The sequence below is a fragment of the Streptomyces sp. NBC_00557 genome, assembly GCF_036345995.1.
Taxonomy (GTDB): Bacteria; Actinomycetota; Actinomycetes; order Streptomycetales; family Streptomycetaceae; genus Streptomyces.
Genome location: NZ_CP107796.1, coordinates 18,107 through 41,759, shown reverse-complemented (window position 1 = coordinate 41,759; position 23,653 = coordinate 18,107). Strand labels below are relative to the sequence as shown.

Here is a 23,653-nt window from a genome sequence, read left to right as displayed (position 1 = left end):
GGGACCGCCGCACCACCCTGGGTGCAGCGGTCCCGTAACGTGCTGAGGTTCTATGGCCGGTCGCCTCCCGGCTTACTTGCCGGTGGAACAAAGGCAGGGCGCAGCGCGGACGGCAGGTCGGACATCGTCCCGAACACGAGGATGTGATCCGGATTCATGGGGTCGCTTTCGAGGGTTGCGATGATGCCCGCCGACAGCAGGACCTTGATCAGCGCGCTTTGCATATGGAGACCGATCATCCCGGGGTACCGGACAATCGGAGCGTTCGGAGCGCCGGAGGCGAGGCTGTCGACAGCGGCCTGGGTCATGGCGGGATCGCATCTCCAACCGACGGATACGGAAGCTGAAGCCGTCTCTGCATCGGGGTTCACGGAGACGACCGCGCCGGAACGGTCCTCTGTTGCCTCTTCCCCGTCACGGAAGGCGGGTAGGCCAGCCCGCCGGAGTGCTTGGATCACGTGGTCGGCCAGCTCGTTCCGGACAGCGAGAACTTGGTCGGACGCGCGGGCGAAACCGTACTCGGACATCGCGTTTCTCTTCTCCTTGGGCGGTGCGGTGGGCATCTTGATGACGCCCACCGCACCCGACAAGTTCCCTACTGCTCAGCGGAGTGCTGAGTGGACCGGAGAGAAGCCCTCCCTTCAAACCTTTGGATTAGCCTGTACAGGAGGTTCGAGGAACCAGGCCCGTTGGGGACGGAGTAGGTGATGGGGGTCCCGGGTTTGAGCAGGTTCTCCAGCTTCGGTGCGCACGCATCGCAGGGGCTCCGCTCGCTGTACAACGCTTCGATCTCGGTCGGGTCGATGTTTTTCGCCTTCAGCTGATCCAAAATGTGGTCCTCCGAGTGGTAACCCGCGCCCTTGCTGAAACCGACGACGTAGTCACCATTGGCGAGCTTCGCGACCGCGACATTCCGGCCGGAACCAATTCCGGCTGCCTTTCTGGCCTTGTATGCCTGGAGGGCCAGATCGGTGCTGCCGTAAGCGATCATCCCCGCACACGGATCAGCGCTGTGCGCAATCGCGGTACGTAGGGGCTTCTTCGCGGTACACGCGTCGACCACGGTCTTGAGGACTTTCGCGCCGATGCCTTCAATGGCGGCGTCGGAGAGGCCGGCGGTGCGCAGGCCTCTCCACGCGTCCTCGAACCCGATGCCGGTGCGGGCGGCGGCGTCGAGGGACTTGACGGCGTCCGAGATCGCCTTGATGGCGAAGTCCCCGAAGACCATGGAGCCGATGTCGAAGACCGCCCAGCCGCAGTCGCCCCAGCTTCCGCCGCCGCCTGTTGTGAGCTTGTCCCAGCAGCCGGTGAAGTCTTCGGTGAGGGCCTTGACGAATCCCTTGGCTACGGCGTGGTTGAACCTCTCCTGCGTGATGGTGTCAGTGACCTGTTGCGTCTGAGGCTTCAGTTCCTTGCTGGCCAGGAACAGGGTTGCGGAGGCGGGGCATCCGGACTGCACGTCCGGGAGGTCCGCGGCCGTGCACAGGTAAACATCGACAAACACCTTGACGGTGATCTTCGCCGTGATGATGCAATTACCGACGTGAACAATGACGTTGCAATTGTCCTTGCTCACAATGTCCGGGTCGCCGATCGGCTCGACCCTGGTTTTGTAGAAGACGCCGCCGACGCCAGCCATGCCGGTAGAGATCTGGTCGTTGTGCCCCTTCGTCTCCGTACGCTGGGCCGCGTCCTGGGCCTCCTTGGCGTACTTGTCGGCGTCCTTGGCCGCCTGTTCGGCCTCGGTGGCCGCCGTGTCGGCACGGTTGGCGGCGGCACGGGCGTCTTTGGCGTCCTGTTCGGCCTGGGCCGCTGCGGTACGGGCTGCATCGGCGTCGAGTGCGGCGGCGTCGGCCGAGCTGCGGGCGTCCTTGGCGTAGCCTTCGGCGTTCCCGGCCGCGGTGTCGGCGGCCGTGGCGTCGGCGGTGGCCTGTTTGTCGTAGTCGATGGTGCGGGCCAGGGACGCTGAGGCGGCTGCTGCGGCCTTGGCGGCGTCCGCGGCGTAGCCGAGGCCTGCTTGGAGTAGGTGCGGGCGTCGGCCGCGTACTGGGCGGCGTTGGCGGCGTGCTGGTAGGCCTCCTTGGCGTCGCCCTTGGCCTGGTCGGCGAGGTTCTTGGCGGCGTCTGCCTCTGCCTGGGCGTTCTTGGCGTGGGCGTCGGCGACGGCCTGCTGCTGGTCGGCGATGGACTTCGACGCCTGTCCGGTCAGGACCACCAGGCCGGCGGCGGAGTCGGTGTCGACGTAGCGGGAGCCGAGCTGGACGGCGTCGTTGGCGGGGTCGGCGACCTGCTTGGCCGCCTTGCCGGCGTCCACGGCGGCCTGGGCGGTGACGTGAGCGTAGCCGGCGGCTTTCGCTGAGGCCGTCAGGGCCTTGCCGGCCTCGGTGTTGGCGGTGTCGGCCTGGGTCTTGGCGTCCTTGGCGTGTTGTTGGGCCTCGTCGGCGAGTTTGACGGCGGTCTTGGCCTGGTCGGCGGCGTCCTGGGAGGCCTTGATGGCGTCGGCGGCGGCGCTGGTGGCGGTCTTCACCGCCGCGTCCGCTGTCGCCTTGTCCGCCTGTGCAGCGTCCGCGTCGGAGCGGGCCCGCTTGGCTGCGGCTTCGGCGCGGGTGGCCGCGGCGTCGGCGTCGGCTGCCGCCTGGGTGGCGGCGTCCGCGTCCGCGCGGGCCTTGGTGGCGGCGGCTTCGGCGTCGTCGGCGGCCTTGTCCGCGTCGTTCGCGTCGGCGCGGGCGGCGGTCGCTGCGTCGCCGGAGTCCAGGGAGTCGGCGTAGGCGTCCTTGGCGTCGGCCTTGGCGCGGGCCGCATCGGCCTTCTGTTCAGCGTCCCAGGCGTCGCCGCGCATGGCCTTGGCGTGGTCGCTGGCCTTGACCGCCGCGTCCCGTTTGCTCTCGGCGTTCTGCTCTGCGGTGTCGGCCTTGTCCTTGGCTTCCTTGGCCTTGGTCGCCTGAGCGTCGGCGTTCTTGTGGTCCTGGGCGGCCTCGGCCTGCTTGGCGGCGGCGGTCTCCTTCTCGGCCTTGGCCGTCTTCTCCTCTGCCTCGGCCGCGAGCCGTTTGGCGTGGGCGTCGGCGGCAGCCGCCTTCGCGTCCCCCTCGGCCTTCAGCGCGTCGGCGAGTTTGGCCTCGGCGGTGTCCTTGTCCGCCTTGGCGTTGTCCCGGTGCACCTTCGCCGCGTCGGCGGCGGCCTGGGCCTGTTCCTCGGCGGCCTTGGCGGCCTCCTTGCGGAACTCGGCCTTGGCCTGCGCGGCCTGCGCGAGTGCGCGCTGGGCGATGGTGGCGCTGTCCCCGACGGAGGCACGGGTGGCGGCCTCCGCGGTCTTGCCGGCCTTCTCCATCGCCGCCAGCGCGGCGGCGGCACCGCGGGTGACCTGCGCCTTTTGCTGGCCCACCAGAAGACCGCGGCCGCGCGGTGCGCCGTGGGCGTCTGCGATGCCGTACGCGGCCTTGAGGGCTGTGTCCGAGGCGGTCGCGGCCTTCTGCACGGCCGCCAGCTGCGTCTGGAGAACGGCCAGTTGCTGCTTAGCCCCGGCCTGGGCCGCGGTGATGCCGGCCTTGGCCTTGTCGAACTGGGCCTTGTCCGGGTAGGACAGCTGGCCTGCGCCGTCATGTCCCTGAGGGACGATACGGATCTTCTGCGCGTCGGTGCCGTTGCACGTGTAGAGCTGGGCGTCGTTGCCGTTGGTGAACGTGTGCAGATCAAGGCACTTGTTCGTGGCGGCATTGCGCAGCTCACCAGCGGCACGCAGGTCGAACTGCCACTGCTGTGCCGAGCTGCCGTTGCACGACCACAGCTGGATCTTCGTACCATTGGCGTTGTCGCCACTGCTCACATCGAGGCACTTGCGCGCGTTGGTGTTGTACAGGGCGTAGCCGCCGTCGTACAGGCCCCCGAGCTTCCACTCCTGGGCGGCGCTGTTGTTGCAGGTGTAGATCTGCACCGGGGTGCCGTTGGCCGTCCCGCTGCCCTGTACGTCCAGGCACTTGCCCTGCGCGGCCTCGACGTGCATGACCAGGGCGGAGTCGCCGACCCAGCCGATGCCGCCCGGCTGCCAGTAGTCCTGCCAGCGCGTGAGGTGGTCGGCGATCCAGGGGTGGCCCAGCATCTCGCCCAGGGCCTTCGCGCCCTTGGTGAGCGCGTCGACCGCGGTCCTGTTCGCGTCCAGGATCTGGTTGCGCTGGGCGGCCTGGGAAGAGATCTCCTGCTGCCACTCGTCGGCCGCGGCGGAGGTGACATCGCCCAGCACGTTGTCCGGGTCGAGCGGATCACGCCAACCACACGCAGTGAAGCGTGACTTCACATCCTCCACCGCGATACGGAACTCCGGCGTGCCCGGCTGCGGGGCCGTACGCGGGAAAGCGCCGGAAGAGAGGAAGATCCGCGCGTCGTCGGCGCCCGCGTTGCTCCCGGGCGCGCCGTGCATCCACTCAAACGCGTTGTGCTCGGCGAGCGCGCGATCGAACTCCTGCTGAGTGGTCCCGGAGGGGTCGGGGTCCTTGCCGTAGAGGGAGGTGCCGATGGCGTCGACGGCCTTGAGCGTCTTGTCGTCCGTTTTCGGAGTGTCGTCCTGGTAGAAGTCGCCGTCGTTCTTCCAGAACCGATCGGCAACCCAGGGCGTCAGGCCGGTCTGTTCATAGAAGGACTTCTGGCCGTCGTTGCTGGTACCGGGTGGCCAGTGGAAGTCCGCATCGGTGAACCCGGCCGGAGTATTGAGGCCTTCCAGGGACTTTTCCCACCCCTACTGGAGCGTGGAAAGGGTATCGAGGTCCTTGCTCGCCGTGTCCCGGTCCTTCTGGTACGCGACGGCGAGCGGCGTCTGATCCCAGTGGTCCCTGTTGGCCAGAACGTGGAGCTTGTCCGCGCTCTGGTTGAGACCGTCCTGCGCGGTCGCGGCCATCGACGGACCGCCCAGGCGCAGCACGTCGGCCATCAGGCACTGGTCCTGGCGCAACTGCTCCGCGGCGGTGTCCTGGTACCAGGGGTAGGAATCAGCGACTGGGTCGCCACCGAGGCGGCTCAGGCCTGGCTGAACCGCCAGGCCTGCCAGGACGGCCAGCGCGGCCACCGAGGTGACGGCAGTGGTGAGCTTTCGTGATCTTCGTGATCCGGGCAGGCGAAACCAGGGTCTGGGGTGCACGGATGCATCCCTTTCTTCATTCATGGGGGGTGGGGCCGGGAGAACGGCCGAAGAACAGGGAGCCGCAATGGCGCTGCCGGCAGCACGTCAGAACGGGTGCAGCACGTACAAATCAGCGCCTACAGGCGTGCGGTACACCTCAATGGCGTGTACGACGGCATGGTGAAGCAACCCCTCCCCGTGAGCGACGGTGTTCCCCCGGTCGCTGATGGACGCGCGCAGACACAGACTGGTCAGGTCCGGTCATGCGCGGCGACACCTTAGGCACACGCAGATCGGCTCGCATAGACGTTCGCTTCCGGACGGCGCAGGACGCTGGCCTGAAAGCTTCCACTGCTCACCCCTCAGTGGACACTCCTCAACCTTCCACCATCATGGAAATCCTCTGCGCTCTGTGTGAACTTTTCGTGTGCGCGGCTGAGGCGATGGCACAGGTCGACCGCAGAGGAATGGCCTATTTTCGACCCCGTTTGACGGTGTGAGGTCTCACGAGATCTTGGACAGATTGGCTCCAGGACATGCTTGATGTCACCGGGAGATGCTGGACAGCCGTCACGACTCGGTGCGGCTGGGCGCTCTGAACCCGGTGATCGGCTTGTCGCTGGTGCGAGGGTGGGTGGACAGCTCGACGTCACCGTCGAGGACCCGGAAGCAGTGTCCTCAAGGACGATCGTCACGGTCTTCCCAGCGTGCGCGCGACCGATCCGCAGTCGCTGGCCGCCGATCATCACCCGGCTGTCTGGCGGCACCTTCCGCCGGGCCCGCAGAGCCTGGGTGGAGGGCGGGATGACCATGGTGCGCGGGCTTTGAGCACCGCTGATCTGCCGCCGCTTCTCCGGCGGAATCGGCGCGGGCATGGTCTTGATGACGCGGCCGTTGACGATGACGTGCATCAGCTGGCCGTCGAAGCGAAGGGTGACGGGCTGTCCGGCAAGATGGTGTGCGATCTTCACCTTCTGGCCGCCGAGCCCGATGTCGCCGTCCCGGTTGATGACGCGATCGACCTCGACCACCAGAGCGGGCTTCGCCTCATCGACCAGGGCGGGAGCGACCGGCTCAGGTCCGGCGATGCGTCCGCCCCGCTGTACCAGTGCCTTCAGGTCGGCCGCAGTGAGCTTGGAGATGCGGTGCGGGCGAGGTCGCCGTCGATGAAGAGACCGGAACCGTGACATTCCATATCGCTACGAACAACGGCAACATCGCGGCCAACAGCACCGGTTTCACTCAGAACGCGGTCACGCAGGGCGCCTTCGATCCGGCGCAGATCCTCGCGGCGATCAACCTGGTCGAGCAGTTGACCCCTTCCCTGACCCCGGACGCCGGCGAACGGTAATCTCTTCTCGTCCAGACGGGACAGCTCCAGGCGGCAGCTGCGGGTCCCGCCCCAGATCGCGGGGTGCTGAAGCGCATCGCGGTCGGAGTGTTGTCAACGATCCGGGGGCTTGCACACTCCCCCGAGGTCCAGCGCCTGGCGATTGAAGCGGTAGAGCAGGGCATCCAGAACCTGTAGAGCATCGCCCGGCTGGGCAGGGGCTGCCCGCGCGTACGCGCGGGAGAAATCCGCCTGCCCGGACGTCTCGCCGCAGCACTGCTCGTGCCGTCATGGTCGGGATGACCAAGCCCCCGACCATGGGTCTGGCGGTGCGCCGCTTATCCCCGACCACAGTTGGTCAGCTGCGTTGCGCTTGCTGCTACGCACGCGCGGTCCAGGGGACTCGCTGGTCGGGGTCGTGGACGGGGCGCCACACGGGTGCGGAGGGGCCGTGGTGGAGCAGGTCGGCCAGCGGCGCCACGAGCACGGGGACGTCGTGCGGGAAGCGGGCCAGCAGCCCGGCCCCCGCGCGCAGGGCACCGCGGCCTGCTGCCCCGCCGCGGTGTCACCTTCCAGCGAACCAAGACGTGGAAGGAGTCCCCGGACCCCGACCGCGAGACGAAGCTGGACCGGATCGAGGAGGTCCTTGACCGCTTCCCCGACCGGGTCTTCGCCTTCGATGAGTTCGGCCCACTCGGGATCCGGCCCACCGCAGGCTCGTGCTGGGCGGGACGGAAACATCCCGACCGGGTGCCGGCCACTTACCACCGCACCCACGGGGTGCGCTACTTCCACGGTTGCTACTCGGTCGGCGACGACCGCCTGTGGGGCGTCAACCGCCGCAGGAAGGGTGCCGCGAACACGCTGGCCGCGCTCAAGTCGATCCTCGCCGCCCGCCCCGACGGCGCACCGCTCTACGTGATCCTGGACAACCTGTCCGCCCACAAGGGCGCCGACATCCGCCGCTGGGCGAAGAAACACAAGGTCGAGTTGTGCTTCACCCCGACCTACGCCTCGTGGGCGAACCCGATCGAAGCGCACTTCGGACCCCTGAGGCAGTTCACCATCGCCAACTCCAACTACCCGAACCACACCGTGCAGACCCGGGCCCTGCACGCCTACCTGCGCTGGCGCAACGCCAACGCCCGCCACCGGGACGTCCTGGCCGCCGAGCGCAAGGAACGCGCCCGCGTCCGATGCGAGAGAGGCGTCCGCTGGGGCGGGCGCCCCCTCAAGGTCGCGGCGTGACCGCACCTCCCGCCCAGCACAGCTCCTCGTGAAAGGCTGGGAGAATGATGGGCGGACGGTCTGAGAACCCAGAACTCTGGACGTTCCTGGAATCACTGCACTGCGGCGAGATCCTTTCCGGCACCGTCACAGCGATCGAACGGTTCGGCGTGTTCGTAGCGCTGGACGACGGCCCCGACCACCCGGTCTTCCCCGGCGTCGGGTTCATCACCATTCCCGAACTGTCCTGGCGGCGCATCGAAGCAGCCTCCGACGTCGTGCAGGTCGGACAGCGCGTCTCATGCGAGTTCCTCCAGTTCGACACATGGAACCTGGAGGCAAGACTGTCCTTGCGGGCGACGCAGCCGGACCCCTTCCAGACATTCACCGACGGAATCGCGGTAGGGCAGAAGCTGCACGGACAGGTCACCAAGCTGGTCCCATTCGGCATCTTCGTCCAGGTCGCCGACGGAATCGAGGGACTGGTCCACCTGCGAGAGCTCACCTGGACGCCCACGCAAACTCCGTCGGATGTCGTCCAGGTCGGCGACGAGGTCACGGTCGTCGTCACCGAGATCAACCGAGAGCGACGCAGGCTGGCCCTCTCCCGACGACAAGCCTCATCCGAGCACCAGTGACCCTTCCGTATTCCAGCGGAGGTTCCCTTGCACGAACGTTCCCGAACGCCTGCTCCGCGAAAGGTAGGCACACGCCCTAACCCGGCGAACCTATGTGGTCACAGCACTAGCCGGAACAGCAGCCAGATCAGCAGCCATCGCACCGGCACGGGCGGCGCGACGGTGTCGTTGCCGAGGAAGATCACCAGGAAGCCGGCCACCAGCAGCAGGTATTCCCACATGAAGCCGTACCAGGTCTACCCGACGTTGACCAGCAGATCGCGGCCGAGGGCCTTGCCCGGATGTACTTCCGCGCCAACGACAGCCGCGCGCACGGCCTGGGCGTGGAGTTCACCGATGTGGAGCAGATCGAGAGCTGTAGAGCGGGCTCCAGTGCTCAGGCGCCTGCGGCCGTGACGATGGCGTCGGTGGCGAAGCCGAGCAGGAGGCCGAGGAGGATGCACCAGGTGGTGAGGGTTTTGAGGCCGGTCTTGCGGGCGACGGCCAGCAGCTCGATGACGACGTAGAGGATCGAGCCGGCGGCGAGGCCGAGGAAGGCGATGGACAGGGTGTCGCTGACCATGTGCTGGCCGACGAGGGTGCCGAGGAAGGTGGGGCCGCCGCCGATCAGGCCGAGCCACAGGAGGGTGGGCCAGGACGGACGTTCACCCTCGGCGGCCAGGGGGGCGACGATGCCGAAACCCTCGGTGGCGTTGTGCAGGCCGAAGCCGGTGATCAGCAGGACGGCCAAGGAGAGTTCGCCCTGGGCGGCGGAGTTGCCGATGGCCAGGCCCTCGGCGAAGTTGTGCAGGCCGATGCCGGTGGCGATCATCAGCGCGAGTGAGCCTGCCTGGCTGCGGGTCTTCGACGCCAGTTCGGCGGAGGCGGCGGCGCCGGGGCCCGTGGGCGGGGCGGCGGCTTCGCGGCGGCGGGCGATCCAGCCGTCGTAGTGGACGAGCCCGGCGAGTCCGATGGTCAGGCCGGCGGCCAGGGTGATGCCCCCGGACGCCACCGTTCCCCAGGTGTGTTTGGCGAGCGCCTCGTCGATGGGCTCCCAGGCGTGGGTCAGCACGTCCCAGACGAGGAAGATCAGGATGCCGATGGCAACGGCGTTCAAGCCGGCCTTGAGCCGGGGGGTGGGCGTGCGGAGGCGGCCGAGGGGGAGGCCGAGGTAGATGGTGAAGCCTGCGATGGCTCCGAGCAGGGCAATGTTGCCGCTGGACATGGGGACTCCGGTCTGACGTGCAAAGGAAGCGCACAGACCATAAAGCAGGCAAGGCTTACCTAACAATGACGAAGGTCCGGCTCGGTGAGACTTGAGGAAGTCGTTACACGCCTCAGCCCAGGGCGTGGGTGCGATCTCCTCAGAGGTTATTTGCGTGTTGCCTCAATGAGACAACATCTCCCGGAAGCGGCATCCTGATGGTTTTTGCCCCGGTTCGCGGGGCGTGCTCTCGCACAGCGGGGTCGGTTTCACCCTTCGCTGGTCGTGCCGGTGGCGCCTCGAGCCGCCACCGCCTCTGTCGCAGAAGTGACTCTCCGGGGACTGGGCGTCTTCCCGCCGTGGTCGGCCCGACCACGAAGCCGACCCCGGAGTAGGGGTCATGTGCTCGGATTCGATGCGTCCGCGCCGCCCGAGGTCACCCTCAGTCTTCGACGGTGACAAGGAGCCCGGCGAGATGGGTGGCCGTGACCAGGACGTAGGCGTGCTGCCATGCCGGACTCGATGCCTCATGGGCGAGGTCGAGCCGGGCAGCGATTCTCACCGCGCCCAGGTGCTGCTCGATGGCCTCGGCCACCTGCAGCGCGCTCGCTTCCGCTAGCGAGCGGTGCCGGTCCGTCCGGGGGCGGGGGGCCGTCGCCTCGAGGCTGCCGTGGAGGAGTTCGATCCAGCGCCATGGCGGCTTGACCGGCGTGATGGCGCGGATAGGTGGACCGGGCAGGGAGGTGGCCGCGAGCTGCTCCAGTGGCCGGCGGGGCGGGAATCCACCGGCCAGCGGCATGGTGGTCAACTGCAGGTCGACCATGTGATCGGCAGCGTCGCATTCCCGCGCCACAGCGGTACTCACCTCGGCCACCGCCGCCTGCGCTGCGCGGCCCGCTGGCATCGCGGTCTGCGGGTCCGGCGATGAACGATCGTGGATGTCTGTCTTGCGTCGCATCAGCCGAAGGTACAACCGTGGACGAGCCGTGTGCCGAGGGGCTGTCCGGGGATCCCACCCCGGGTGGCCCGCCTGCGTGTGCAAGCCGCTCTGTCCCACTCCGTGGCCGGGCCGCACCCTACGAGACGCCTTGCGGGTCAGTCGGACAGTGAGCGCCCGCAGGCTGCGGCGCGGGCCGAGGCAGAGAAGGCGGTCTCTCCGCCCCGCAGGCGCTGCTTGACGCGCATGCCGTCCAGGACGATGTCCGTATGGTCCGCCGCCAGCCTGCGCAGCCGGGGCAGACATCCGCACCCACGGGCGCTGACGAGTGCTGCAGCCGTAACGCGTGACCGCCGCATGCAGGGGTTACAGCAGACCCACCAGGCCCCAGCCGCGACGGGCCGTCTCCCGTGCCACCTCGGCCCATTCGCACAGCAGCGCGGTGAATTCCTCGAAGGTGTCCGGGCGTCCTGCCCAGCCCTCGCACTCCGCGCTGAACGGTCCGCGCAACTCCTCCAGACGCGGCTCCACCCGCTGCCAGGCATGGACCTTGCCGGGTACCACCTCCGGCGGGCAGACGAGAAGAATGCGCGGGTACCGGCGGTCGGTGGCGGGCGGGAAGAACCCCCCGCCGGTCAGCGCAGGATCAACGGCCGGATCCGCGTCCCAGATCAGGCCGCCCAGGAAGCAGTCCATCGCCTCGCGCACGGCGGTGTCGACCAGTGAGCGCATGTCGGCCCAGGCGTCGCCTGCGCGGGCATGCGGCCTGTAGGAGCCGCTGGTGCTGTAAAAGCGGTACTCGGCGCACCACACCGACTCCTGATCCGGCGGCCACACCCAGCCTTTGGCCAAGCCGTACGTGGAGAGGTACTCGTCATCGAGATCCGCCGGCCACATCGTCTCGTCCAGGACTCGAATCCGGTCCTCGACGGAGATGGCGCGCAGCCGCTCCCAGTCCACCATGCGCAGGTTGAGATCCAGACCCATTGCGGCAGCATAGGAGGAACCCCCGCAGCGAGCCGTACTGCCCAAGCTGTCCGACGAGCAGTTCGTGGAGCTCGAGAAGGAGTTGGCGCTGGGACCGGCCGTGTATGGCTGGGAGGACCAGCGTTGGACCCTGGCCCGGATCAGAGCGCTGATTGCCTGGAAGATCTCACTGGATTGCTCGTCGGCGGGAGAAGGCGGTCTCTCCGCCCCGCAGGCGCTGCTTGACGCGCATGCCGTCCAGGACGATGTCCGTCGCGGACAGTGCGATACCTGCCGTGTGGCAATCCCGGGCGATCGCCGAGCCGTCTACGCCGACGGCCCCGATCCACGCATCCATCTCCGCGGGCCACAGTGCCACCCGAGTCCAGGCCTGCGCCCGAGCCCGCAGCGGGGATTGAACCCCGATCAGGAGAATGCGGCTCGGTTCGCCCAAGCGGTAGAGGCACATCCCGGCTGTTTCACGGCGATAGCGCAAACCTGCCACGCCGGCGACACGGTCGCGTGGATTCGCTGCGCAGGTGAGAAGCGAGAGCACTTGTCGGTGGGTTTCGGCATCACTCGGTGTCCGTAGAGCGCATGAAAGTCGATGAGAAGTAAGAGCACTCGCTGTGGTGCGGTGCACCCGCCCTCGTGCGGGACCGACCGTCGGTCCGTACGCTCCGCTCATGGATGACCCCGTGCTCACCGCCCGCGAACTGGTGCAGGACCGATTTCCCGCCACCCGGGCGGCCTTTCTCGCCGGCAGTGTGCTGACCGACCGCCGGACGCCCACATCCGATCTGGACATCGTGGTCCTCTTGGATGGGCCGCCGGCCCCCAGCCGGGAGAACTTGGTGTATCGCGGCTGGCCGGTGGAGCTGTTCGTGCAAACCGAGGCCGCCTGGCACAGCTTCGCCGACCAGGAGACCGCGAAGCGGAGATCGCCGCTGCTCGCTATGTGTGCTGACGGCATGCTCCTGGTAGACACGGATGGGCTGGGCGCTTCGCTCCAGGACGAGGCGCGAAAGCGTTGGGCCGCGGGCCCGCCGCCGCTCTCGGACCGTGAGCGTGACTACCAGCGGTATGTCCTGACCGACTTGCTCGATGACCTGAGCGGCTGCACGGACCCTGCAGAGCGGGTGTACTTGGTCTCGCACATGCTGCAGCGTGCCTCGGAGCTGGTCCTCCTGGTCGGCGGGCACTGGCTCGGCGGAGGAAAATGGTTGTCGAGGCGGCTGGCTGAGGCCGACCCCGGGGTGCACCGCGCGTTGTCCGAAGCTGCCGCGCAGGCGATCGCCGGGGATGCGGAGGTCTTCGCCGCAGTCGTGGCAGAGGTATTGGATCTGGCTAGCGGCCCGCTGTGGGACGGGTATGCCATCCGATGAGTCGATGGGGGCAATCACACCATTACAGGAGTGTGGTCGCGATCAGCCAGTGGATGCTTGTTGTTCGGTGCGGGCACGGGTGGTGGCGAGGCGGTAGGAGTCGGTGCCGGTCTCGATGATGTTGCCGCCGAAGGTGAGGCGGTCGACGATGGCTGCGCAGAGGCGGGGAGTCGGTGAAGGTCTTGGTCCAACCGCTGACGGACTCGAGCGAGGGTCAAAACCCAACCGGCGGCCACTTGTCCACAATTGAGCTGTTGCCGGCAAAACGGGCTGGGCCGGATGGCGTTGAGCACAGCACGCGGCTAGCGGATACGAAGTGCGGGTATGGCCAGAGGGTAGCGGTCCGTGCCATGATCAAGCTCGGCTTGATCGCCGCACTGGTGATCACCAACGATTTCTAGGGACATCATGCGTAAATTTGCTGCCGTGCTGTCGGGGCTGGCGGCCGGCGTGTCGCTCACGCTGGTATCGAGCGGGACCGCGAGCGCGACGCCCGACGATGGCATCCTGGCCAACACTGCAGGGGTTGTCACCCTCTGCGCCACACCGCAGGGGAATAGCACAGCCAACGGCACGATCGTCACGACGTGGTCGTGTACGGGAAGCTCTTTGCAGCGGTGGTCATACGACGGCACTTACATCAAGAACATAGCGAGCGGGAAGTGCCTGACCCCGTCTGGAAATCACAGTGGTACTAACGGGACCGTTCTGACGTTGTGGACGTGCACCAACGACACGAGCCAGCGATTCGTCATTGACTACAGCAACAATCATACTGTCATATTCACGCAGTTTGGCGGCAAGTGCATCACGAACCAGGGTGACTCGATGGGGTATGGTGTCTACCTGACGCTGTGGACATGCAACTTCTCGTATCCCGAGTCCCAGGAGTGGAACGTTATCTGATCCCTCACAGCGCAGCCTTGTGACGGCGGGCTGGCGGCATAACAGGAGATGCGTGGCCTGCGGCGGGCGCTTGAATTTGCTGTGGTCGTGCTTCGGCACCGGTACGTCACGCCATTCTGCGACCTGAATGACCGCAACCGCCCGATCCTGCTGGAGCTACGGATCAAAAGGCTGCACCGCGACGAGGCAGACCGGGCCGTCTCAGTTTCCGTCTCATTCATCTCCTACGTCGGCGTTCAGAGGCGTACGACCAGCGGGTTTTCCAGGACCGCTGAACGGACGCGAACGCGGCTGGACGCCTATGGCTACGGTGCTGACCTGCACCAACAGACTTGGCAAGCGGGCTCATTGGCGGAGATGGGCCAGGCTCTGTCGCTCACGGGGTAGGGACGTTCACGGGGCAGGAGTTGCCGTGCGGTGTCCAGGTCTCCGTCTCGTACGTGCGCGTGGATCGTGTGGGCGAGTGATGCGACGTCGGTGATGGAGACGGTCCACTCATCGGCGTAGAGGCGTGCGGCTTCGCCGGCGAGGCCGAGTTGGAGCGACCGGTGGGCTAGCGGCTGAAGGTGCAGGTCGCGTTCGGGGTCCCATTGCACCCGGGCCGGAGCCCGCTTCAATTGGCGTTTCCACGTGGCGCGGTCGGCGTGGAGTCCATGGTCGTAGTGGGACAGGCAGGCGTGTTCCAGTGCCCACTCGAAGCCGGCACGGGAGATCTCGACGGCCAGGACGGTCTCCTGTCCTTCTTTGGTGCCCCACCCGCAGCGGTACATCATCCACAGGAACGACGGCTTGATCCATGTCATCCGGTCCCGCTGCCACACCGCCGGGAACCGGCCTTCCCGGGCCGCCGGCAGGCCTATCTCCGGGGTGTACGCCTGGTAGACGGTGACCGTGGAGTCCGTGTGCAGGGCTCGAATCTGGTATTTGGGTTCTGCCACGGGGACCAGAGTGGGCACACTGTTCCGTACGCGCCATCGAATTACCGCGGTGCGAAGCCGCCGAGCTCTGCGAGAGCAGATGAGGCTGGCCGCGATGCCGACGAAGCAGAGGAAGCACGCCACCTTACGCTCGTAGCAGCGGTGCAGGCGGCGGCATCGCCGCACCAGCGGGCCACCCTCGAAGCCTGCTCCCTCCTTGCTGACCGGCTCGCCGGCGCAGCCCGCATCCCGGCCAGTCGTCGAGGCGGCAGGCACACAGCAGCCCCGGCCCGTCGCCCCCTTTCCCGGCCGGGCGCACGACGGGAGAAGCGGGACCGCGGCGCCGCGGCGCCGCCAGCGGCTGGTGGTTACTGGTCGGGGTGGACGGCTTGGACGCCGGTGCCCGCGTACGCCTTCGGTGTGAGGGTGAGCAGATACCGTCCGCCGGGGTGGGCGGCGGAGGGCCGGGCTGCGTGGATGGCGTGGACGGCGGCCCATGAGTGCCCGAAGCGCAGCAGTTCGGTGGCGGTGACCGCGGCGTCGGTGTCGAAGGCCTCGATCCGGATGAACCTCAGTCCTTTGATGTAGGCGAGCAGACCCGGTCGTTCGGTGTCGCCGGCGGTCAGGGACAGCACCGGCGCGTACAGGTCGCCGAGTCCGCCGGAGGCCTGGACGTAGAACGCGGCGACCGCCTCGTTGAAGGGGTCCTTCGGGTCGTACAGCGCACCGGCGGTGGTGTGGTCCAGGACGACCGCGATCGCCGCCACTACGCGGCCGCCCGCGGAGGGCGCGGGGTGGCGCCCAGGCGCTCGAGCAGGGCCCGGGCCTTGGCCTCGGCCTCCTCGCTCGGCGCGGTGCCGAGGGCGGCGGCGAGCTCGGCGCGGGCCAGCTCGGCCCGCTCGGCGTACTCGGCCTGGGTCGGCGTACTGTGCGCGAGGTCCTCGACCAGGTGGCGGATGGTGGTGCCGTGCTCGGCCGCAAGCTGCGCGAGCCGGTCCCGCGCCGCAGTGCTCACCTTGATGCTCGTCTCGTCTGCTGCCATACCTCCCACTCTACCGCCCTTCTCTACCACGGGTAGAGGAAATGGGTCTGGTCGGGCAGATCCCTTTCACTCACCTGGACCGACCAATGACGTCCCCTGCGACTCTCACCGGCTCCTCGGCGGCTCGGGGCAGCCGCCGTGGCGCCGACGGGTGCGGCAGCGCCCCGCCGGTGTTGAGGCCCCTTGAAAATCAAATATCGCCATCACCGTGGGACGGCCGGGGCCGGCTACCGGTGAGGCAGCCGACCCCCGCACCCGCTGGCGGGTCAATCCTTCAGCGAGCGCCCGCCCGCTGCGGCGCGGGCCATGACGGAGAAAGCAGACTCTCCACCCCGCAGGCGGTGCTTGACGCGCATCCCGGCCAGGACGACGCCCATCGCGGACAGGGCGATGCCCGCGGTGCGGCAGTCCCGAGCGGTGGCGGCACCGTCCACGCCGAGGGCAGCGATCCACGCCTGCATCTCCTGGGGCCACAGCCCCACCCGGGCCCAGGCCCGTGCCCTGGTCCTCAGCTCGGGTGTGCGCAGGTGCGGGGCCTGGCGGCTGAGCATGATGAAGGCGTGGGACTCCAGTGAGCGTCCGTCGCCGCGGCGGCCTGATCGGTCCGTGCGCCGCCGGGCCGCGGTGGCGCGGGTGGTGCGCCGGCGGACCGCGGCGAGGTCGGCCGCCAGGTCAAGGCCCTCGCGGGCGGCGATGGCTTCAGCGGTGTCGGCCGGCGCCCCGGACCTGGCGGGGGCGAGGCAGTCGTAGACGGCCTGCAGCTCCGGGTCGGGGAATTCCGGGTCGGTGACTCGGGCATGCGTCATGGCGGATCTTCTCAAGGGGGTGCGGGCATGCCGAAGGCCCCGTTGCCGAGGCGGCAACGGGGCCTTCGAGGGATGCGGATCTTCTGGCAGTGAGCGGCAGTTCGTGCCCGCGGCTCTCAAGGGGGCAGGCGGGGGTTGAGAGGACTACCGGCTATGAAGTGGCGGGGCATATCCCGCTCGTAAGCGGGCAACTTAGCCAACTTTCTCGGCAAGCACACCCGTTCACAGAAACAAGCAGGTCAGCAGAGTGAACAGGTTATTTCATCACCAACACCGCAAACAATGACGTATTGGCTGAAATCTGCGTGCGTTGGCGATGTCTCTCACCCCTCGTCGAGCTTCGCCTGCAGTTCCCTGCGCGTGTCCTGCACGCGTTCGAGGTGGAGCGCGGTGCCACCGTCGCTCAGCTGCGCGTTGCACGACTCGCCCGGTGCCGCGCCGCACCGGCGGCAGCGGCGGGCCTTGACCATTGCCGGCGGGACGGCACGCGTGTTCGCCGACCTGTAGGGGTTGCCCTTGCTGCCCTTGCGACGGTTGTTCTCCCTGGCGGCTTCCCTCTGGGCGGCTCGCTTGGCCTGTTCCTCCGGCGGCAGCGGCCGGCGGCGGGCGGCCAGCTTCTCCTCCCGGACCTCCACGCCCTTCTGCACGGCGGCCACGACCTTCTCCGGGGTGCTGCGCTGCCCCTTGACCGCCCGGTAGAGCTCCACCCGCGCCCGGTGGCCCTGCCGGATCGTGCAGGGCTCGTCCACCTTCCGGCCGCACGAGGGGCATTCCACGGTGAGGAGCTGCTTCATCGTGGGCATGGGCAGCGGCTTCGGACCCGCTTTCGGCTTCTTGCGCCGCGGCGTGGGGACATCCCGCACCGCCTTCTGCGGCGTCTGCACTTCCACCGTTCCGTCGGGGCGGGTGATGGTCACAGGGCCTGCCGGTGGCTGGCTGTACGACCTCAGATTGGGGGTGGCGCTGTAGTGCTGCCCGGTTCGGCCTCCACTGCCGTGACAACGTGCCCGATGTGACACCGTTTGCCTCCTCGAATGTCATCCACCCCGTTGCAGGCGAAGACTAGCGATTTGGGTGCCTTCCGCTCGACCACTGGCCCTAGGTTCTGTCGTCAAATGTCACGCCCACATCAGCAGGGCTGCCGGCGAGAGCGCATGGCCCGTGGGCACGGAAAGCCCCCGCTGAACATGCGCTCACCTGCCTAGCGGGTCCAGGGAACGGCTGACAGGCACCGGTGCCGGGCGCAGGCCTTTTGCTCCCCGCTACGGCTTCGTCCGGTCGGGAGTCTGGCCCAGTACGCCGAAACGGCCGGGATGGCTCAACGAGCGGCCTTCTTCTGAAGGACCCATACGTAGTGCCACTTGCCGTATGTGCGCTTGGGTTTGGTGTCGGCGAACGCCTGGATGGTCGGCCACAGGCCGGTGGCACCGGCCGCAATCGTCGCGCTGAAGGCGAGCGCACCTTGGAGGGCCTCGGGGCGGACCGCGGCAAGGACAGCGCTCGCCGTACCCAGTGCGGCGCCGCAGCGGTTGAGCACCCCGGACCGGGCCGCGCTGCTCATCTCAGCGGTAGCGGCGTTCACCTGGTCACGAATGGAGAGCGCCACTCGTTCCAGGGCTACCTGGGAGTCGACCGCTTCGAGGGCGTCGTCGAGTTCGAGTAGCCGGGAGCGCATGAAGTCGCGGTACTGGCGGTAGGAGTCGAACTCCTCGACAGTGACTTCTGCGAAGTCACGGAGGCTCACCCCGTCGATGAAGGGGAGATCGATCTCCAGGATCGGCCGGACCACGCGGCTGGCAAGAGGCTTCGTCCTCGCCAGATCAACGGCTCGACCGTGCTCCACCACGAAGTCGATGGACCGGTCGCTGAACGAAGGAAGCGGATCGGGCAGCGTATTCGAGTGAGGATACGGCGAAGACGTAACGCTCCCTTCTGTGAAGACAGGCCCGTACCAGATCAGCCCGCTGCGCAGCAGAGGCTCCGCGTCCATAAGCCACTGACCTAACTCGACAAGATCTCTGGTCACCATCCCGTATCGGTGGCGCTGTGACCCGCCTGCAGGTGGTTGGCCAAGAATCGTTTCGGGCCCCAGGGGGACGCCCACGCTGTGCACCCCGAGCTCGTGCACCGCTCCGGCGCCATGGTCGGACAGCAGCATCGTGTCCGCAACCAGGACTACCCGCTTGGCGACATGCGTGAATGTCCCTACGTCTGAGGACAGCCCGACGTAGTACGGGGAGGTCGAGGCGGCCTTCGCGCTCAGGAGACGCTGGTAGTCGCGATAGAGCATGCGGCCGTACTTGAGGGCGACGCCTCGGGCAGAGGCTCTCTCCGACTCCAAGAGTAGGTCGTAAAATCTGTTCATCCGGACCACCACGTCCCGGTTCTCCCAGGCTCGTTGGTTCTGCCACGCTCGCCATGCACGTCGGAACATGAGCAAAGCATGATGGGCGGTCGAGCATCCAATCCAGCCGTCGGCATCCAAAACCCTGTAAAGCGCAGCATCAAGGCTGAAGCTATGCACTCCGGGCACCCGGGGGAGGGGCGTGAGCGGCGGAGATCAGCTAGCACAGCCGGTACGGGGGGAACTGGGCGAGCAGGACGACAGACGGGCGGCTCCTCCACTGTGCGCCGCTACAACCGGGGGTCCGCTGCCGACTGGTAACTCGCGTGAAAGTGTCTTAAGCAGCTCGCGTGAAAATATCCAGGCGATAGGCTGGCGTGACGTGTGGTGATGGACAGTGATGTCGCTTATGAGGCTGGACATTTAGGCGCGAAACCACAGGGCAATCCGAAGGGGCGTGCCGAGCGGGCGACCGCCACGTACAGAAAGAGCTGCCGTGCACGGTCGTGCTGGGACTCGACGGCGACGCCACCGGGTGCCGGCCGGCCCTGAACCGGCCTCGGCCCGCAGAGCGTCCTTTCCGGAGTCACGACACGCCTCTGTGGAGCCGCCTCACCATGAGCACACTGTCACCGCCTTCCTGGCCGTACTGCGGGTATGGTGCGGAGCCGGCCACCGATCCGGTCGGCTGCACCGGTGTCCACGTTCCCGGCTACACCGCGTGCCTGGCCCACCTCACCGACGCCGACCGCACCGCCTACCTGACCGGCCTGGCTCCCGGCGCCGCCATCGACCACCGCGGCACCCCTTTCACCCACGATCTATTGGAAGCCCTCCTCAACGCCCTCCAGGACCCCACCACCAACGCGCCCCACATCGGCACGGCTAAGTTCGAACAAGCCCGGTTCTTAGGCGTCGCTTGGTTCGCCAGGACGCTGTTCTCCGGATTCGCCACATTCGACGGGGCGCAGTTCTCCGACACCGCCGCGTTCGATCTAGCGCAGTTCTCCGGCCCCGCCAGGTTCGAGCAGGCGCACTTCTCCGGCCCCGCCACGTTCGAGCAGGCGCACTTCTTCAGCGCCGCTTGGTTCGGCGAGGCGCGGTTCTTCGAGAGCGCTATGTTCGAGCGGACGCAGTTCTCCGACATCGCCGGGTTCCATCTGGCGCAGTTCTCCGGCCCTGCCGAGTTCGAGCAGGCCCAGTTCTCCGGCCCTGCCCGGTTCCTGCAGGCGCAGTTCTCTGGCACCGCCTGGTTTAAGTGGGCGCGGTTCTCCGGCCCCGCCGAGTTCGACGGGGCGCAGTTCTCCGGCCCTGCCACGTTCGAGCAGGCGCGCTTCTCCGACACCGCCACGTTCGAGCAGGCGCACTTCTCCGACACCGCCTGGTTCGGGCAGGCGCGGTTCTCCGGCCCTGCCACGTTCGATCGGGCCCGGTTTTCCGGCACCGCCGGGTTCGGCGGAGGGCGATTCTCCGCCACCGTCACGTTCGGCGAAGCGCGCTTCGAGGGTGTGTCGGTGCTGGGGCCGTTTGTGTGCGCGCGAATGGTGAGGTTGTCGGGAGCGGTTTTCATGCTGCCGGTGACGTTAGAGATAGCGGCGCAGGCGGTGATGTGTAAGCGGACACGGTGGGAGTCGACGGCAACCTTGCGAGTGCGGTACGCGACCGTGGACCTGAGTCACGCGGTCCTGACCGCCCCTGCGGCGGTCATCACCCACCCCACCCCCTTCACCCACAACGACTTGGTTGTGAGTGAAGACCATCTGGCCACACCAGGCGTGCAACCCAGCGTCACGGAAAGGGTGAGGGTGGTCTCGGTGCAGGGCGTGGATGCCGCGCATCTGGTGCTGACCGACACCGATCTAACCAACTGCCTGTTCTCCGGGGCCTTCCACCTTGACCAGATCCGCCTGGAAGGCCGCACCACCTTCGCCGATGCTCCCACCGGCTGGCACCGCCGCGGCATCCGGCCGGTCCGTTTCTCCCCCCGGCGTGTCCTTGCCGAGGAGCACCACTGGCGCGCCCACACGGCCGGCCAGCCCGTTCCTCCCGCAGACGCGGCACCGGATCCCCGTCTGTGGCGCCCCGGACCGCACCACCCCGACCCCGCCCGCACGCCCGACCCGGAAGACGTTGCCGCGCTGTACCGGCAGCTGCGCAAAGCATTCGAGGACGGCAAGAACGAACCCGGCGCGGCCGATTTCTACTACGGCGAATGCGAAATGCGCCGCCACGACCTGACCGGCACCACCAAGGGCGAACGCCGCCTGCTGTGGGGGTACTGGCTGCTGTCCGGCTACGGCCTGCGCGCCTCGCGCGCCTTCACCTGGCTGCTTGCCGCCATGTCCCTGACCGTGCTGCTCCTCATGGGCTTCGGACTGCCCACCCACGACCCCGATCCCGCCACCACCGGTGCCCTGACCGGCAGCAAGATCAGCCTCCACACCAGCACGCCCGACCCTGCCCTGCACGGCGGCTGGACACAGCGCATGACCTGGGCCCGCGCGGAGAAGGCGACCCGCGTCGCCGTCAACTCGGTCGTCTTCCGCTCCAGCGGACAGAACCTGACCACATCCGGCACCTATATCGAGATGACCTCCCGCCTCCTCGAACCCACCCTCCTCGCCCTCGGCGTCCTCGCTATCCGCGGACGCATCAAACGATGACAGCAACTCGGGAGGCATGTCTTCCCGGATGAGGCCGGCGTCGCCGGCCCGGCCGCGCCTGCCCGCGGCCACCTCCTGGCCGGTAGTGATGAGCGGCTCCTGACCGGACCGTGCCGCCAGCTCACCGCCGGGCGCGCTGCCTACCCCGCCAGCAGCGGCTGAGGACCTCTCTCTGGTTCGGCTCTCAAGAGCAACCTGATCATCCCCGCCTGCCGCCCGTGCACCGCAGCGCTGCGGGAGGCGAGAGCCACGGCCGGGGGCTCCTCGAAGACGGTCACACTGGGCGCGGATGTGGCCTCTCGCGCGAACGGAGGCGAGAGGCCACGCACCGGGCAGCACCGGTGACGGTCAGAGGCCGCCGACCTTGCGAGAAAACGTGGTGATCGGGGCGAGCACCTTGTCGGGGTCGCCATCCAGGGCGACGAGTTCGACGGGCTTCTCCAGCGTGCAGAGGTCAGCGCGCGGCGGGAACTGAGACAGGGTGGCCTTGAGGACCATCTGCTCCTTCGTGGTCAGGACCACCGGTTCGCGGCCGTACGAATTCAAGCGGCTACCGGGCGGCGGTGGTCGCTCTCTCCGCCCCGCAGGCGGTACTTGACACGTAATTCGAGCCCTTCCAGGACGGCGTCCACGTCCTCGACCGCCACCTGCAGCACCCCAGGACCTCGTGGCCGCCCCCCCGCAGGAGTCCACCGAGCTGTGCCGCTCCTGGCACGCGCAGCCGAGGCACTCCCGCGGCTGTTCGAGCACTGCCCAGAACTGAACCGCGCCCACCATCTGGTGCGTCAGTTCGCCGCCATGCTCGACACCCGTGACGCCGCCCCGCTGCCGGACTGGCTGGAGCAACTCACGACCGCCGGCCTCCCGCCCTGGCCGGCCTGCCAAAGCCATCCGCGAGGACCAGCCCGCAGTCGTGCAGGGCATCACCACCCGGTTCAACTCCGGAGTAAACGAAGGCCGCATCACCGATCTCAAGCTCCAGAAGCGGATCATGGCCGGACGCGCGGGAGCCCCGCTGCTCCGCCACCGCGTCGTCCTCATGGCCCTGCTCCGACGCCGCTCCCTGTGGCGGAGCGTCACCGGCGCACGGTGGCACACCCCGGCTTCACGGAAATCTTGCCAGGGCCAGAGAAGGCCGTACGCCGACACCCGGCGAGCAGACCCGTGAGGCCGAGCGTGCTCAACGCCGTAGGCGGTCTACCTGAGTCGGATAGCGCACGGCAGCATGCTGTCCATGAGGGATCAGCGAGCTGAAGAATTCGCCCGGTGCGCCGTAGTGCTGGCCGCGGAGTTGCGCGAGAGACGGCACGACGGCGCGGCAGCCGCCGATCCCGAAGAACAGACGGACCCTTTCGCCGCTCCCGTCCCGACAGGCGATGACCCCTTCGCTCCGTTTATGGCTGGCCGAGAGGGCATCTTCGATCAGGTGCTGTCCAACGGGCTGGCTGCGATCGTCGCTTCCGAGTGGCCGGGAGAGGAGTTGGACCGCAACGGACGTGTCAGGTCGGCCAGCGCGCTGCTCACGGTGATCGAGAAACACGTCCCTGCCACGGACGGCATCGTCCTCCTTCCTGACAAGCATCCGATGCCGGAGATCCCCCAGGGCGATGGGGACTCGCTCTTCCAGGCACCTCGTCTCTCGTCGCACACCCGGATCGATGTGCGCACGCTCCAGAACGGGATCGAGGCCAGTCAGGCGGCCCGCCACGGCCGCGGTGCCGGAGGTCTGCAGCACCGCCATATCGAGGCCCTGCTGGCCCTCGACGGTCACAGGAGCCTTGGAGTGATGGGAGAGGAACAGCAGGACCGGATCCAGCAGACCGCGCAGAGAGAAGACGCGGCCTCCCAGAAACGAGCTGCCGAGTACCTCGAACGGATCGGTGAGGAAGAAGCCGCGCAGCGCGCCGAGCACGTGGCCAACCCCAACGCCTATCACCCGAAGCACAACCCGGACGGGCACGACCTCGACACCTGTCCCGTCTGCGGGCACGAGACGTTCTGCGTGGAGGGCTTCGACCCAGTCCTCGGCCAAGTAGGGTACGGGCAGTGCCTGGTATGCACCTACACACGAACTCCCGGCGCCGCGGAAGACGAGGCATTCACCGAACATCTCCGGTCGATCATGGATGACGACTGAGGCCTAGCCGGTGCCGCTGCGGCGTTCAGTTCGCGGACGCCGGTGGTACGCGGGTTCCGTTCG

General features: G+C 67.8%; 20 protein-coding genes and 5 pseudogenes. 10 read left to right on the top strand and 15 right to left on the bottom strand.

The features are described from left to right. Positions 1-50: 50 nt before the first annotated feature. Positions 51-578, bottom strand: coding sequence for a hypothetical protein (locus tag OG956_RS00190; RefSeq protein ID WP_330335854.1), 528 nt, complete (start codon positions 576-578; stop codon positions 51-53). Between the two features lie 17 nt (positions 579-595). Then, a pseudogene (locus tag OG956_RS40140) lies at positions 596-5,151 on the bottom strand (ricin-type beta-trefoil lectin domain protein). A 665-nt stretch (positions 5,152-5,816) separates the two neighbouring features. Here OG956_RS40140 and OG956_RS00170 point away from each other — a divergent pair. From OG956_RS00170 to OG956_RS00155, 4 genes and pseudogenes are all read left to right on the top strand, one after another. Continuing rightward, positions 5,817-6,296 carry a hypothetical protein gene (locus tag OG956_RS00170; protein WP_330335850.1) on the top strand — a complete coding sequence of 160 codons (480 nt, stop codon included), beginning with the start codon at positions 5,817-5,819 and terminating at the stop codon, positions 6,294-6,296. Continuing rightward, positions 6,293-6,460 (top strand): hypothetical protein, encoded by a 168-nt coding sequence (locus OG956_RS00165; RefSeq protein ID WP_330335849.1) that lies wholly within the window; start codon positions 6,293-6,295, stop codon positions 6,458-6,460. Before OG956_RS00170 ends, OG956_RS00165 begins: the two co-directional genes overlap by 4 nt. Before the next feature lie 516 nt (positions 6,461-6,976). Then, positions 6,977-7,687: pseudogene (locus tag OG956_RS00160) on the top strand (IS630 family transposase); the annotation flags it as partial. A 44-nt stretch (positions 7,688-7,731) separates the two neighbouring features. Beyond that, positions 7,732-8,304, top strand: coding sequence for a S1 RNA-binding domain-containing protein (locus OG956_RS00155; RefSeq protein ID WP_330335848.1), 573 nt, complete (start codon positions 7,732-7,734; stop codon positions 8,302-8,304). A 107-nt stretch (positions 8,305-8,411) separates the two neighbouring features. On the opposite strand, the pseudogene OG956_RS00150 reads toward OG956_RS00155, so the two are convergent. From OG956_RS00150 to OG956_RS00135, 4 genes and pseudogenes are all read right to left on the bottom strand, one after another. Further along, positions 8,412-8,558, bottom strand: a pseudogene (locus OG956_RS00150) (lipase maturation factor family protein); the annotation flags it as partial. A gap of 122 nt (positions 8,559-8,680) precedes the next feature. Beyond that, positions 8,681-9,508 (bottom strand): ZIP family metal transporter, encoded by an 828-nt coding sequence (locus OG956_RS00145; RefSeq protein WP_330335847.1) that lies wholly within the window; start codon positions 9,506-9,508, stop codon positions 8,681-8,683. A 421-nt stretch (positions 9,509-9,929) separates the two neighbouring features. Beyond that, positions 9,930-10,445: a hypothetical protein gene (locus OG956_RS00140; protein WP_330335846.1), complete on the bottom strand. Its 516-nt coding sequence runs from the start codon at positions 10,443-10,445 to the stop codon at positions 9,930-9,932. A gap of 345 nt (positions 10,446-10,790) precedes the next feature. After that, the gene (locus OG956_RS00135; protein WP_330335845.1) at positions 10,791-11,411 is read right to left on the bottom strand and encodes a hypothetical protein; all 621 of its coding nucleotides are present in this window, start codon (positions 11,409-11,411) and stop codon (positions 10,791-10,793) included. A gap of 19 nt (positions 11,412-11,430) precedes the next feature. Between OG956_RS00135 and OG956_RS40135 the strand changes: the two are divergent. Then, positions 11,431-11,598 (top strand): annotated as a pseudogene (locus OG956_RS40135) (IS630 family transposase); the annotation flags it as partial. On the opposite strand, the gene OG956_RS00130 reads toward OG956_RS40135, so the two are convergent. Next, on the bottom strand, positions 11,578-11,946 hold the full coding sequence (locus tag OG956_RS00130; protein WP_330335844.1) for a hypothetical protein: 369 nt from the start codon (positions 11,944-11,946) through the stop codon (positions 11,578-11,580). The pseudogene OG956_RS40135 and the gene OG956_RS00130 overlap by 21 nt on opposite strands. Before the next feature lie 130 nt (positions 11,947-12,076). Between OG956_RS00130 and OG956_RS00125 the strand changes: the two genes are divergently transcribed. Further along, a complete protein-coding gene (locus OG956_RS00125) occupies positions 12,077-12,775 on the top strand; it encodes a nucleotidyltransferase domain-containing protein (RefSeq protein ID WP_330335843.1) in 699 nt (232 codons plus the stop codon). A gap of 42 nt (positions 12,776-12,817) precedes the next feature. Here OG956_RS00125 and OG956_RS00120 read toward each other — a convergent pair. Further along, positions 12,818-12,986: pseudogene (locus OG956_RS00120) on the bottom strand (ATP-binding protein); the annotation flags it as partial. A gap of 197 nt (positions 12,987-13,183) precedes the next feature. On the opposite strand from OG956_RS00120, the gene OG956_RS00115 reads away from it, so the two are divergent. Then, complete coding sequence (locus OG956_RS00115) at positions 13,184-13,681, top strand: RICIN domain-containing protein (protein ID WP_330335842.1); 498 nt, start codon at positions 13,184-13,186, stop codon at positions 13,679-13,681. A 305-nt stretch (positions 13,682-13,986) separates the two neighbouring features. Here the strand turns inward: OG956_RS00115 and OG956_RS00110 are convergent, their stop codons facing one another. The 6 genes from OG956_RS00110 to OG956_RS00080 form a co-directional block, all read right to left on the bottom strand. Further along, positions 13,987-14,619, bottom strand: coding sequence for a DUF4291 domain-containing protein (locus OG956_RS00110; RefSeq protein ID WP_330342684.1), 633 nt, complete (start codon positions 14,617-14,619; stop codon positions 13,987-13,989). Between the two features lie 347 nt (positions 14,620-14,966). Beyond that, positions 14,967-15,365, bottom strand: a complete 399-nt coding sequence (locus OG956_RS00100; protein WP_330335841.1) for a hypothetical protein — start codon at positions 15,363-15,365, stop codon at positions 14,967-14,969. Then, complete coding sequence (locus tag OG956_RS00095) at positions 15,365-15,640, bottom strand: hypothetical protein (RefSeq protein ID WP_330335840.1); 276 nt, start codon at positions 15,638-15,640, stop codon at positions 15,365-15,367. The genes OG956_RS00100 and OG956_RS00095 overlap by 1 nt, the downstream gene beginning before the upstream one ends. 266 nt (positions 15,641-15,906) lie before the next feature. Continuing rightward, positions 15,907-16,446, bottom strand: a complete 540-nt coding sequence (locus tag OG956_RS00090) for a hypothetical protein (RefSeq protein ID WP_330335839.1) — start codon at positions 16,444-16,446, stop codon at positions 15,907-15,909. A gap of 323 nt (positions 16,447-16,769) precedes the next feature. Beyond that, positions 16,770-17,363, bottom strand: a complete 594-nt coding sequence (locus OG956_RS00085; protein ID WP_330335838.1) for a zinc finger domain-containing protein — start codon at positions 17,361-17,363, stop codon at positions 16,770-16,772. A gap of 401 nt (positions 17,364-17,764) precedes the next feature. Continuing rightward, the gene (locus OG956_RS00080; protein WP_330335837.1) at positions 17,765-18,736 is read right to left on the bottom strand and encodes a hypothetical protein; all 972 of its coding nucleotides are present in this window, start codon (positions 18,734-18,736) and stop codon (positions 17,765-17,767) included. A 560-nt stretch (positions 18,737-19,296) separates the two neighbouring features. Between OG956_RS00080 and OG956_RS00075 the strand changes: the two genes are divergently transcribed. Further along, on the top strand, positions 19,297-21,453 hold the full coding sequence (locus OG956_RS00075; protein WP_330335836.1) for a pentapeptide repeat-containing protein: 2,157 nt from the start codon (positions 19,297-19,299) through the stop codon (positions 21,451-21,453). Positions 21,454-21,801: 348 nt separating this feature from the next. Here the strand turns inward: OG956_RS00075 and OG956_RS00070 are convergent, their stop codons facing one another. Further along, positions 21,802-21,951 carry a hypothetical protein gene (locus OG956_RS00070; protein WP_330335835.1) on the bottom strand — a complete coding sequence of 50 codons (150 nt, stop codon included), beginning with the start codon at positions 21,949-21,951 and terminating at the stop codon, positions 21,802-21,804. Positions 21,952-22,366: 415 nt separating this feature from the next. Between OG956_RS00070 and OG956_RS00065 the strand changes: the two genes are divergently transcribed. Together OG956_RS00065 and OG956_RS00060 are read left to right on the top strand one after the other, a co-directional pair. Next, a complete protein-coding gene (locus tag OG956_RS00065; RefSeq protein WP_330335834.1) occupies positions 22,367-22,621 on the top strand; it encodes a hypothetical protein in 255 nt (84 codons plus the stop codon). 66 nt (positions 22,622-22,687) lie between these two features. After that, the gene (locus OG956_RS00060) at positions 22,688-23,590 is read left to right on the top strand and encodes a hypothetical protein (RefSeq protein ID WP_330335833.1); all 903 of its coding nucleotides are present in this window, start codon (positions 22,688-22,690) and stop codon (positions 23,588-23,590) included. Positions 23,591-23,653 lie beyond the last annotated feature (63 nt).